General features: G+C 29.5%; 8 protein-coding genes, 2 tRNA genes and 5 pseudogenes. 7 read left to right on the top strand and 8 right to left on the bottom strand.

What is annotated here, in order from left to right; translation table 11 throughout:
- Window positions 1-39: 39 nt before the first annotated feature.
- Entirely contained in the window at window positions 40-336 is a 297-nt protein-coding gene (locus JJC03_RS07610) for a thioredoxin family protein (protein ID WP_088398220.1), read from the top strand.
- Here the strand turns inward: JJC03_RS07610 and JJC03_RS18745 are convergent.
- From JJC03_RS18745 to JJC03_RS07620, 4 genes and pseudogenes are all read right to left on the bottom strand, one after another.
- Window positions 333-536, bottom strand: a complete 204-nt coding sequence (locus JJC03_RS18745) for a polysaccharide deacetylase family protein (RefSeq protein WP_309597769.1) — start codon at window positions 534-536, stop codon at window positions 333-335. The two genes, JJC03_RS07610 and JJC03_RS18745, sit on opposite strands and share 4 nt — an antisense overlap.
- A 63-nt stretch (window positions 537-599) precedes the next feature.
- A pseudogene (locus tag JJC03_RS18750) lies at window positions 600-830 on the bottom strand (polysaccharide deacetylase family protein); the annotation flags it as partial.
- Window positions 769-987: a polysaccharide deacetylase family protein gene (locus JJC03_RS18755; RefSeq protein WP_309597770.1), complete on the bottom strand. Its 219-nt coding sequence runs from the start codon at window positions 985-987 to the stop codon at window positions 769-771. The pseudogene JJC03_RS18750 and the gene JJC03_RS18755, both read right to left, overlap by 62 nt.
- An 84-nt stretch (window positions 988-1,071) precedes the next feature.
- Window positions 1,072-4,274: pseudogene (locus JJC03_RS07620) on the bottom strand (glycosyltransferase family 117 protein).
- A gap of 160 nt (window positions 4,275-4,434) precedes the next feature.
- Here JJC03_RS07620 and JJC03_RS07625 point away from each other — a divergent pair.
- From JJC03_RS07625 to JJC03_RS07635, 3 genes are all read left to right on the top strand, one after another.
- Window positions 4,435-4,505 (top strand) — tRNA-Gln (locus JJC03_RS07625).
- Window positions 4,506-4,777: 272 nt separating this feature from the next.
- Window positions 4,778-4,848, top strand: a tRNA-Gln gene (locus JJC03_RS07630).
- A gap of 331 nt (window positions 4,849-5,179) precedes the next feature.
- The gene (locus tag JJC03_RS07635) at window positions 5,180-5,551 is read left to right on the top strand and encodes a YegP family protein (protein WP_235874272.1); all 372 of its coding nucleotides are present in this window, start codon (window positions 5,180-5,182) and stop codon (window positions 5,549-5,551) included.
- A gap of 112 nt (window positions 5,552-5,663) precedes the next feature.
- Here the strand turns inward: JJC03_RS07635 and JJC03_RS07640 are convergent, their stop codons facing one another.
- The gene (locus JJC03_RS07640) at window positions 5,664-5,846 is read right to left on the bottom strand and encodes a hypothetical protein (RefSeq protein WP_235874273.1); all 183 of its coding nucleotides are present in this window, start codon (window positions 5,844-5,846) and stop codon (window positions 5,664-5,666) included.
- Window positions 5,847-6,035: 189 nt separating this feature from the next.
- A pseudogene (locus JJC03_RS07645) lies at window positions 6,036-8,196 on the bottom strand (S46 family peptidase).
- Between the two features lie 787 nt (window positions 8,197-8,983).
- On the opposite strand from JJC03_RS07645, the gene JJC03_RS17630 reads away from it, so the two are divergent.
- From JJC03_RS17630 to JJC03_RS07655, 3 genes and pseudogenes are all read left to right on the top strand, one after another.
- Window positions 8,984-9,403, top strand: coding sequence for a hypothetical protein (locus JJC03_RS17630; RefSeq protein ID WP_258932556.1), 420 nt, complete (start codon window positions 8,984-8,986; stop codon window positions 9,401-9,403).
- A 134-nt stretch (window positions 9,404-9,537) separates the two neighbouring features.
- A complete protein-coding gene (locus JJC03_RS17635) occupies window positions 9,538-10,059 on the top strand; it encodes a sensor histidine kinase (protein WP_258932557.1) in 522 nt (173 codons plus the stop codon).
- A gap of 8 nt (window positions 10,060-10,067) precedes the next feature.
- Window positions 10,068-10,785: pseudogene (locus JJC03_RS07655) on the top strand (LytR/AlgR family response regulator transcription factor).
- Window positions 10,786-10,841: 56 nt separating this feature from the next.
- Here the strand turns inward: JJC03_RS07655 and JJC03_RS07660 are convergent.
- Window positions 10,842-11,285: a GNAT family N-acetyltransferase gene (locus JJC03_RS07660; protein WP_235874274.1), complete on the bottom strand. Its 444-nt coding sequence runs from the start codon at window positions 11,283-11,285 to the stop codon at window positions 10,842-10,844.
- A pseudogene (locus JJC03_RS07665) lies at window positions 11,282-12,513 on the bottom strand (3-deoxy-D-manno-octulosonic acid transferase). The gene JJC03_RS07660 and the pseudogene JJC03_RS07665 overlap by 4 nt, the downstream one beginning before the upstream one ends.
- Window positions 12,514-12,568 lie beyond the last annotated feature (55 nt).

Raw genomic sequence — 12,568 nt, forward strand, 5'->3', positions numbered from 1 at the left:
GTATATTTGTAATGCAAATTGTATTTAAAAAGTACGTATATGTCAAAATTTGGTGAGTTAATAGGTGCTCATGTTCCTGTTTTAATTGATTTTTATACTGATTGGAACGAAGCTTCTCAGTCTATGCACCCTGTTATAAAAGATGTAGCAGCAGCATTAGGAGATAAGGCCAAAGTGATAAAGATTGACGTGGATAAAAATCAAGAATTAGCAGAAGCACTTCGTATAAAAGGATTACCGACCTTGATGATTTATAAAGATGGGCAAATGAAATGGCGTCAGTCAGGTGAATTAGATGCTAATACTATTATTAATCTTGTCCAAGAACAGTTTTAATTTCTTATAACATCAAAAGTAAAGCCTTTTTTCTTATAAAAAGCTAAAGCTTTTGGAAGACAATTTTTTAAATGATGATAAGCTTTTTGGCTATCATGAAAGACAATAATGCTACCTGGTTCTACTTTTTGGGTAGCATTTTTTATACATTCACCATTGCTAATAGATGGATCAAAATCAGCTGTTAATATATCCCACATTATAATTTTATAACCTTTACTACGAAGAAATTTAGATTGTTTAGGTGTGATTTTTCCATAAGGAGGACGAAATAGTTTTGGGTATGCAAAATTCTGTTTATTGTTTTGAAAATCAGAGATTGCTCTTTCACATAAATAAACCTCTTCGATATAGTCTTGAAAATTAGTTTTCCATCCGTTCTTATGATTATAAGTATGATTGCTTACCGTATGGCCTTCCTTTAAGATTCTTTTAAAAATTCCTGGGTAAAGTATTATGTTTTTTCCAATACAGAAAAAAAGTTGCCTTGATATTGTTTTCTTTTAGAAGGTTTAAAACCCATTCTGTAACGTCAGGAGTAGGACCGTCATCAAAAGTGAGGTAAATGGTTTTAGATTTATTAGGAATAGACCATATTTGATTATTAAATAGCCATTTAATCAAACGATGTGTTTTTATCCAATAAAACATTTTGCTTTTTAGTTTTTGGTAAGGAGAACTCAGTGTTCAATATACATTTTTTGTTTTTAGAACACTGAGATGCCCTTACTGATTTTATTCCATTTCTACTTCAAAGAAAGGGAAGCGTTTATTAAGATTGTTGAAAGCTTCTTTTTCTTGATTATGAAATTCTTTGTCTTTGTATGTTCTAGTGATTTCTAGTAATCCTTTGTAACGCATTAAATCCGTATAAATGTCACTAGCAAAGAATTGACGTTGATCACTTTGAGGCAATTCGCTATAATAGCGTAATTCATCTTGATATTTTAACGCTATTTTCTTTATTATTTCGTGTGCTTTTTCTTTTTTCCCAGTTTGTAATAACCTTCCGCAAAAGGATCGATTAAGCTATAAAATCCATAATATTCGATAGGTGTTTTTGATAAAGCCAAGTCAATTATCTTTTCAGCCTTAGCTGTTTTTCCTTCATTAATTAAGTTCGTCATTAGACGTGCCATATGGGTACGATATGAAATACAATTTTTACGTGTTTGTGGATCGTGATAGATAGAAGGGCTATCTCCATTGCCCCATTGTAATTTAGTAAAAATATTGTATGTTTTATCAGTATCCATTTGTCCCATATCAAAATTATATGCTTCTTTAGGAAGAGGTGTTTTAATAGGAACTAATTTGTAGATCATACCATCTAACTGTAAATACTCTTTCATCCATATATAGTCATCATCACCAAAAGCTCCTGTTGAGAAATAAATAGGACGTTTCCAGTTATTCTTTCTGACAATATCTAACATCATAAGACGATTTTTGTATAAAGCTCCTCCTTTAATATCAATATCAATATATGGAACAATAGAATCATTGTCTTTTGGATTTACTATTTTATTAGAAATTACTGATTTTTTGTCTACAGGGATTCTAATTTTATTAGTTGGATAAAACTGTACTTTCTGACCGTTTCTTAATTCAATTAACGTTCTAGGGTCATCACTATGGGCGAATTCCATAAATTCATCAATACTGATTCGATCTTTTGTTCTTTCTTCATAAATTAGGTAATCACGTTTGCCATCAACATAATCTTTGTGTTCAAAAGATAAAGGAATAGGGTCTGATTCATATGCTTTTTTACGCATAGAATCAATATACCAATCGGTCATTAATAGACTAGTATTTACAATTCTTACATCTGTTCTATAGCCTTCTATTTCTTGTACATACCATAAAGGGAAAGTGTCATTATCACCAATAGTAAATAAGATTGCATTTTTATCACAAGAATCTAAATATGCTTTAGCATCTGTTACAGCGGTGTATTTGTTTGAGCGGTCATGATCATCCCAGTTTTCGGAGGCCATTAAAACAGGTGCTCCTAATAAAGAAACTGTTAGGCTTATAGGTAGTGCAATTTTAGGTTGTATGTATTGTTTGATAGATTCAAAAAGAGCATAAACACCTAGACCTATCCAAATTGCAAATACATAAAAAGAACCCACTAAGGCATAATCACGTTCACGAACTTCAAAAGGACGCTCATTCAAATATATTTTAAGTGCTAAACCTGTGAATAAGAATAAAGAGAGTAAAACGTAAAAAGATTTTAAATCTTTTTTAGCATGGAAATAGAACCCCATCAATCCTAAGATAAATGGAATAAAATAATATACATTTCGTCCTTTATTATTTTTCCAATCAGCAGGTAAATTATCTTGTTTTGTAAGGCGTGCATTATCAAGTAATGATATACCACTTAACCAATTTCCATCTTTCAGGTCATAATTTCCTTGTTCGTCATTTTGGCGTCCTGTAAAATTCCACATTAAATACCTCCAATACATATACCCAAACTGATATTCAATCATAAATCTAAGATTGTCAAAAGTGCTAGGTTTTTCGATATTTAAGTATTCTCCATATGACTTTAAGAATTTATCGTAATCTTCTAAATCTAATTTTCCAGCTCTAAAAGCATTTCTGAACTCAGATACAACTTGTAGTAATTCTTGTTCTTGATTGTATTCTTCTTTTACTGAAAATTCAAGAGGTGAAGTGAATTTCATATAATTTACATTATGTTCACTACTCCATAGACGAGGTAATATTGCTTTATGATTATCATCTGTATTTTGAATAGCATTTTTGTAGTCATTTACAATTACATATTTACCAGTCTTATAATCACGTTCATAATTAGGTTTTTCATCTAAATACGGGTTGTTTTCATCTAATCCGGCATAAGTGTCTGAAAACTGAGGGCCATAGAAGAGTTTTTGTTCTCCATATTGTTCGCGGTTATAGTATGCTAAAAGCTCCCGAGCGTCTGATGGTTTGTTTTCGTTGATAGGAGTATCTGCATTAGCACGAATAGGAAGCATTAACCAAGTTGAAAAACCTACGAATATGAATAAGATGGCTAGAAGAATAGTGTTAAAAAGAACCTTTCCTTTTTGTTGAGTATATTTTAATCCAAAGTAGAAAAAAGCAATTAAAATTACAGTAGCTAGGATAGTTCCTGAATTAAAAGGGAGTCCTATGTTATTTACAATGAAGACTTCGGTGGCTCCAAAGAAAGTCATTGTCCAAGGTAATAGTAATTTGAATATGAATAATAATACAGAAATTACTACAATATTAGCAATTATAAAGCCTTTTATTGTTACGTTTTTATAGTGTTTGAAATAATATAAAAACCCAATAGAAGGAATGGTTAATAAAGCCATAAAGTGAACACCAAACGATAATCCTACTACTAATGCTATTAGTAATAACCAGCGATTTCCTTTTGGTTGATCCATGTCTGCTTCCCAGCGTAGTCCAAGCCAAAATAAAATAGAAATCAAGAAGGTAGCCATTGCATATACTTCTGCCTCTACAGCATTAAACCAAAAACTATCGGAAAAAGTGAAAGCTAATGCTCCTACAAAAGCACTTCCTAAAATAGCAATGCTATTGGTTTTGTTTAATTCTTTCTCAGAACTAATAAATTTTCTTAAAAGAATTGTTGCGGACCAGAATAGAAATAAGATAGTAAATGCACTTGATACCACTGACATCATGTTTACCATTAAAGCAATATTTTCTTTGTTAATTGCAAACATGGAAAAGAAAGCTCCGAGCATTTGATATAAAGGAGCTCCTGGTGGGTGTCCTACTTCTAGTTTAGCAGAAGTAGAGATGTATTCTCCACAATCCCAAAAACTCATTGTAGGTTCAACGGTTAGTGAATAAACAACCAGTGCAATAAAAAAAGTAACCCAACCTAGTAGGGTGTTCCATTTTTTGAAGTTGAATGACATATAAATAGTTAAGTGTTTTTAAATTTTAACACAAAGAAACTATTTTTTGTGTAAAGAAAAGGTTAAAAATAAAATTTTTAATTTTTTTCATTAAAACTTTTGTAGAACTGAAAAAAGGATGTATATTTGCACTCGCAAAACGGAAGTCTTGTGAGTTTAATGGTCTATGGTGTAACGGTAACACTACTGATTTTGGTTCAGTCATTCAAGGTTCGAATCCTTGTAGACCAACAGAAAAGCCCTGAGTGATCAGGGCTTTTTTTGTTTTGATCCTTTGAAATGTTGGGTTGTGTTTTTGTGTAATTTTGGAAATTAACCATGTACTTCGATTGGTTTGGAGAAAATGAAGTTTATGTTTTTTTTTTTTTTTTTTGTAAATATTTGGTTTTAAGCATATTGTGTTTGGTGTTGATTTAGTGTTGTTTTTTTGGGAAAAAAAGTTGGAAATAATTAAAAAAAGTTTGTATATTTGCACTCGCAAAACGGAAGTATTGTAGGTTTAATGGTCTATGGTGTAACGGTAACACTACTGATTTTGGTTCAGTCATTCAAGGTTCGAATCCTTGTAGACCAACAAGAAAGCTCTGAGAAATCAGGGCTTTTTTATTTTGTAGATATTTGAAATGAGAGGGTTTTGACTTGGGGGCTAATTTAAAGGGAATGGTTTTATTGTTTTTGATTCTGGCTTCTTAAAGTTGTTTTTTGTTTTGGTGAATATTGTTTCTTTATTGTTTTTAAGGATGTGTGAAGGGTGTTGATTGTTTTTTTATTTAAAGTTTTAGTTTGTGAATTTTGATAAAGTTGATTTGCTTGTTTTTTGAAAAGAAAACAAGTGGGTTTTCTTTTTGGGATGATCTAGTTTGTTTTCTTGGGTTTTAATTTTGGGTTAAGTTTTTTGGTGTTGTATGGCAACTTTTGTGATTAGTAAGCGTTTGGATGGTTATTATAAATTTGAATTTGTTTCTAGAAAAGGTAAGACGATAATGACTAGTGATAGTTATGAGCTGCGTTTTGAGTGTGAGGAGGATATAGATCGATTAAAATTGTCTTTGGAACAAGCAACGATAATGCGTTTTAAGACGCCTAGTGGAAAGTTTTATTTTCGTTTGATTGTGGATAAGCGAGAGATGGCTACGAGTCGTAAGTATACTACTCAGTTGTTGATGCAGCGTGGGGTAGATGAGATGATGCGGTCTGCTGTTTTTGCAGAGGTGTTAGATTTTGCAGCTAATGAGTTTGTGTTTCCGGAGTTGGAGGTTTTTGCTGTTGAGGTTTGAGAGTTTTTTTGGGGAAACTCTGTTTTGGATGAATGTTCAGGATGGGGTTTTTGTTGTAAAATAAAAAAGCCCCGAAAATCGGAGCTTTTGAAAAATATTAGATTTTATCTAATTATTTTTTTACTTCTTCTTTAACAGCAGCAGCAGCAGAGTCAACAGCAGCAGCAGAGTCAACAGCCTCAACAGCAGCAGTATCAACAGCTTCTACAGCAGTTTCTTCAGTAGCAGCAGCTTGATCTTTACAAGAAACACTCATCATAGCAACTAAAGCCATAGTTAAAACAACTTTTTTCATCTTACTTAATTATAAAAGGTTAATTATTAATTCGTGTCGCAAAGATATAAATTTTTTATTACGTAAAACTTTTTTGTAAACTTTTTTTTAAAAAAAATAATCTTTGTCAGCATAAGGAATTATTACAATATATGTGCCAAAATTTATAGGCCTTTTTCTTGTAAGAAAAAGGCTTTATAATCAGTATGTTTATTTGTTTTTAGAGGTTGCTGTTGGCTGAATGATTTTTATTTCTTCAATCAGGTTTTGTGCACCTGCAAATTTGTCTATTATAAAAAGAATATAGCGAGCATCTACCATAATATTTCTACAGATTTCAGGACTATAAAAAATATCACTCATAGTGCCTTCCCATACACGATCAAAGTTGCATCCAATTAGATTTCCGTTAGCATCTAATGCGGGGGAACCTGAATTACCTCCTGTCGTGTGATTAGTAGCAATAAATGCAACAGGCATTTTGCCATTTTTGTCTGCGTATTGACCAAAGTTTTTAGAGTTGTATAATTCAATTAGTTTTTTAGGTACGTCAAATTCATAATCTCCAGGTACATATTTTTCCATGACACCATCTAAAGTTGTGAAAGGGGAATAAGTTACGGCATCAGATGGTTTGTATCCTTTTATTTTTCCATAAGTAATACGTAGCGTGCTATTAGCATCTGGGAATATACGAGCAGATTTAGGGCTTAATTCTAATATTGCTTTCATATAAGTACGTTGTAATGCAATATTTTTTAGGTTGATTTCATTAAATTTAGGAGCTACATTTTTATCATATGCTTCTGCTATTGATTTTGCTAAAATAAAGCCTTTATCTTGATTGATTTTTGAGATAACTGATTTAGTATCTCCGTTTAATAGTTCTTTTAAACCTGTATAACTTGTTAGTTTTGAATTTTGAAAAATATCAGATGCTAGTTGGGAAGCATTGATGTTGTTTAGTGAACTAGGTAAGAATTGTTTAGGTGATTTTGTTGCATAAATATTAATTAATTGCTCAAAAACCTTTTCATCTACATTTGCATTAAAATCTTTATAGATGCTTTCTGAATTTGTTATAAAACTGTTTTTTTTATCGTTAAAAGCTTGTTCTCCTTTCGTGTTTAAAACTTGTTCTAATTGATATAAACGATAGCCTAAAGTTAAAAGTTCACAATTGCGCAATACTACTTCAGAAAAATAATCACGAGCAATAGCATATTCACGTATGTTGTTATAATTTGTTTTAAACTCATTTAGTAAATTTCCGTATTCTATTTGTTTACCTGCTTTGTTGATTTTTTTCAGTTAACTCATTTTCAAATTTTTGTTTAGCTTCAAGAGCATTTGCTTTTTTTAGTCCTTTAATTTCTCCCATCCATTTCTTCCAAGCGTTAGCAATTGAAGCATTTTTTGCAGCATATTGTATTTTGATTGCTGGATCTTTACGCATAAAAGAATTTTGAGTTTTTAAAGTTGCATCGCGAAGTTCTATACGGGCAGGATTCAAATCGTTTATGATTTGTTCAACAGCATAGCTAGGTAAATATTCTTGGGTACGACCTGGATAACCCATAACCATAGTAAAATCGTTTTCTTGTACTCCTTTTATAGAGATAGGAAAGAAATGTTTTGGTTTATAAGGAATGTTTTCTTTTGAGTATTCAGCAGGATGATTGTTTTTATCAGCATAAATGCGAAATAATGAGAAATCTCCTGTATGACGAGGCCAAACCCAGTTATCTGTATCAGAACCAAATTTACCTATTGAGCTTGGAGGGGCACCTACTAAACGTATATCGCGAAAAGTTTCTGTTACGAATAGAATATATTGGTTCCCATCATAAAAAGTTTTAATTTGGTTTTCCTGCCAAGATTCTTTAGGTAATGTTTTCGATAAGATAGAGATATTTTCCTGAATTTTTTTTTGTTTCTCTATTTCAGATGATATAGATCCTGTTCCTTCTAAAACTTTAGAAGTTACATCTTCAATACGAACAATAAAGGTTACGAATAAGTCTTTGTTAGGAAGTTCTTCATCCATTTTATAAGCCCAAAAGCCATTACTTAAATAGTCATGTTCTACTGTTGAATGACTTTGTATGTTGTCATATCCACAGTGGTGATTGGTTAGAATTAATCCTTTAGGAGAAATAACTTCAGCTGTACAGCCTCCATCGAAATGAGGTACTGCATCTTTTAAACTTGATTTGTTTGCTGAATAAATTTCTTCTGCTGATATCTTAATTCCAAGATTTTTCATTTCGGTTTCATTCATTCCTTTTAATAAGGAAGGTATCCACATTCCACCTTGTTGGGCAAAAATGGGAGAAACCACTAAAATAAGAAGTAGTCGTAAAAATTTCATAATATATATTTATAGCGCGTGCAAGTTACAATTTTTAAGGAATTATGTACTTTTTTTATATTTTGATTAAGAAATACCTCTTGTCGTTTTATATTTACCGTTTATCATTTTTTCATAAAAAATGAAATAGTATTGTTTTATCTTTACAGTATAGAACATATAAGATTATTAATGAACATATGTTGTAATTTGTATTGGCTCTTTATGTGGACTGTTTTCTAATTTTAAATTAATTAAACTTAAGTCTATGGCTAGTCTTAATATAAATAATATTAAAAATTAGTCAAAAAGCAAATACTAGTCGTCAATCATCAATCAAAAAACGAATAGAGATCATTATTTATTTTAATAGGGTTATAAAATGAAAAGACATCATAGTTGATTTAGACTGTAGCTTATTTTTTTATTTTCTATAGAATAGAAAATGTTTGTATATCGAGTTTGGGTTTGTTACTATTTTTAGGAAAGAACCTCTCGTGACAGCTTTTGAAAAATAATATTTTCATAAAGCTAAGATATTCTAAACAGTATGTTTATTACAAATGATATAGGGAATTAGGTATTATTAGTTATGCTATTGAATCCCTATTAGTTAAAAAATGAGTTTTTAAAAAATATTTATAATGTGATAACTTTTGTATTATCGCAGTTTGAATATAAGAAATATTGATTAAGCTATCTTTAGTTTAAATAATTTTTACTAGAGATTAAAAATAATAACATGATACAATTTATATTACATCTGATAACAAAGTTGATAGATTTAATTATGTCAATTTTATTTTAAATGAAACTAATAAAAAATTGGAAATACCATATTTTGAATTTTATTGGATGGCAAGTTTATTTACTATCTATCTTAACGTTTGAAAAACTATCCTACAGACTTTCTGAAGTTGAAAAGTGGAATGATTCTCAATGGAATACGTTGTATTATTTTATCGCAGAAGGTTTTTTATGTGGGTTATTAGGTTTTTTCTTATCTAATATTATTCTGGTATATATAGACTACAAAGTTCAGATTGGAAAAATTACAAAGAAATCTTTTTTAGGAATTGTTTCTGTTTTTGTATTATCTCAAATATTTTACCATCTTTTACTATGGCCTGTATTATCTGTGCCTTTAGAATATTTTTTACATAGAGAAAACACATTGACTTTTCTTATGAAATTAGCAAATATTCCTGTATTTGCTGTATCTTTTTAATTTGGTTTTTTATTGTTATGACCTATAAGACGGTTAAATATTTAAAAGAAATTAGAATTAAACAATTAGAGTTAGAAACGAATCTGAGGGAAATACGATTAAATACCCTTAAAGGTCAAATAAATCCCCATTTCATGTTTAATAGTTTAAATAATATTCGTGGACTAATTCTTGAAAACCCTTCGAAATCTAGAGAAATGTTAACTAGGTTGTCAGAAATGTTACGTTATTCTTTAACTAAAAATGATATCAATAAAATTGTATTAGAAGAAGAAATAGAAATGGTTGGTAATTATATAGCTCTTTCTAAAATACAATTAGAAGATAGGTTAGAATATATAACAGAAATAGAATCTGATACTTTACAGTTTTCTATTCCACCTATGATCGTGCAAATGTTAGTTGAAAATGCGGTAAAACATGGTGTCTCAAATATAAAAGAGGGAGGGATTGTAAAATTAATTTCAAGTATTATAAAAAATGAGCTTCATTTAATTGTTGAAAATACAGGTTTTCTAAAAAAAAATAGTACTTCTACTCAAATAGGCGTTAAAAATATAAAAGAAAGGCTTTTTCTTTTATATGGTAATAGAGCTACTTTTGAAATTATAGAAAAAAATAACATTGTAAAAGCTAAAGTTGTAATTCCTATTTGATGTGTAAGATCATGAAAATTAAAGCAGTTATAGTTGAAGATTCTCGATTAGCTCGGAATGAATTAAAAGAATTGATTAAAAGCTTCCCTGAAATAGAAGTTTTAGCAGAAGCAGAGAATGTAGATAAAGGATATGAATTGATTAATTCTTTGAATCCTGATTTACTTTTTTTAGATATAAATATGCCTGAAAAGGACGGTTTTCAACTATTAGAAATGCTCGATAACGTTCCTGTTACAGTTTTTACCACGGCATTTGATGAGTATGCTTTAAAATCATTTGAATATAACGCATTAGATTATTTAATGAAACCTATAAGTCCTAATCGATTTTCAAAAGCAATAGATAAGGTTAGGCAAAAAATAGAAAATAAAGCAATTAAAAATCAACAAAAAATAGATGTTTCGAATCAAATTTTTATAAAAGAGGGTGAAAAATGTTGGTTGTTAAAAGTGGCGGATATTTATCTTTTCGAAGTAGAGGGGAATTATACCAAAGTTTTTTTAATAATCAAAAAGCTATATTAAATAAATCTCTTAACCAAATTGAGAAAAAACTTCCAGAAGATTTTTTCGAGCTAATCGTAATCAAATAATTAATGTAAATTACATTAAAAATATTGATTTATGGTTTAGTGGTAATTTATTAATACAGCTTTTTGATGATCAAAAAATAGAAATATCAAGAAGGCAATCTATTTTATTTAAAGAAAAGATGAGTTTATAATTTAGATTTTGACACTATCCGACACTATCCTAAAATGTGTTTAGTGATTTTTTAAATTACAGTTTATATTTCATTATTTTTCTTTTATGAATCATGAAATCATTTGAAATGTATAGTTTTTGAGCATTCATATTGTGTTCTTCTACTTCTAAATAGATCATTTTTACATTGAGTATTAATGCTTCCTTTTTTATAAAATCTAATGCTTTTTTTCCAATACCCTTTCCTCTTGAGTGTTGTGCTAGATATAATTCATCTATAAAAGCTAAAATGCCTTGGTATTCAAAGCTAAAAATGAAAGTCAGAATAATATATCCTATAATTTCATTATCGTCATATATAAACCAGCATCTTCCTAAGTTTTTATTGGAAATAAATTGATCAAATAAGGTAGAGGAAATTAAAGGGTTAATAGGATAATTATCAATAGCATAAAAATCCTGCATCATTTTAACTGCTACGTTAATTTGATTTTTTTCTATAAGTTTAAAATGAGTCATTTAGAAATAGCGTATATAATGGTTTTAGTAGCTCCAGCATTCATTTGTACAAAAGTTTGACAAATATGGCCTTTTTCATGTCTTTCGTCTTCGTTTTGAAATAATAGCTCAAAAGCTTGGTTTAATTCAGCTTGATTAGAAATTGAAATACAACCTTTTTGATGAACTAAAGCGGTAGCCTCTGCAAAATGGGAATAGTTAGGGCCAATTATAATCGGAATTCCAAAAGTAGCAGGTTCTAAAATATTATGTACACCTGGATTGCCAAAACCACCACCTACATATGCTATATCAGCATAAGAATAAATTTTAGTTAGAATTCCAATAGTGTCAATAATAAAAACATTGAAATCAGTAAGATTTTGATTATTCATTTCAGAATATAATACGACTGATTTTTTTATTTGAGATTTAAGAAGTGCTATCTGTGCTGTTTTAATATTATGTGGAGCAATAATAAATTTTATATCGTTTGGAGATTGATTGATATATTCAGTTAGTAATTCCTCATCTTTTGGCCAAGAACTACCTATAACAATTGTTGTTTTATTATTTTTGAATTGCTTAATAAAATCTAATGAATTATCTCTTTCTAAAATAGTAAGTACTCGGTCAAAACGAGTGTCACCTGAAACAGTACAATTTTGAAACATGATTGTTTGTAGTAACTCTTTAGAAGAACTGTTTTGGACAAAAAAATGATTGAAATTTTTTAAAGCATTTCGATAAAAACCACCATACCATTTGAAAAATAATTGATTTTTTCTAAAAATACCAGAAATTAAATAAGTTTCAATTTTTCTTTTTCCTAATTCATTCAAGTAATTAGGCCAATACTCATATTTAATAAAAAAACTTTTTCAGGATGTACTAATTCTAAAAAATGGCTGGCATTTGCTTTAGTGTCTAAAGGTAAGTATATTGTAATGTCAGCAATAGAGCTGTTCTTCTTAACCTCATAACCTGAAGGAGAAAAAAAAGTTAATATTATTTTATGAGAAGGAAATTTTTCTTTTATTTCTTCTATGACAGGTAGTCCTTGTTCATATTCTCCTAAAGATGCAGCATGAAACCAAATTGTTTTGTCTGTGGGATTAATCGTAGAAGATAAGGTTTTAAAAACATTTTTTCGTCCTTCAGTAAATAATTTAATTTTTGGATTAAATAAAGCAATAATATTTACAAGAAACTGTACTAAATAGATAATTATATTGTATAGAAAAAGCATAGTCATAATTTAATGATGCTAAAATACATTAGTTTTCTAAAATTTAGTAGAAAAG

This window comes from Flavobacterium oreochromis (assembly GCF_019565455.1).
Classification (GTDB): Bacteria; Bacteroidota; Bacteroidia; order Flavobacteriales; family Flavobacteriaceae; genus Flavobacterium; species Flavobacterium oreochromis.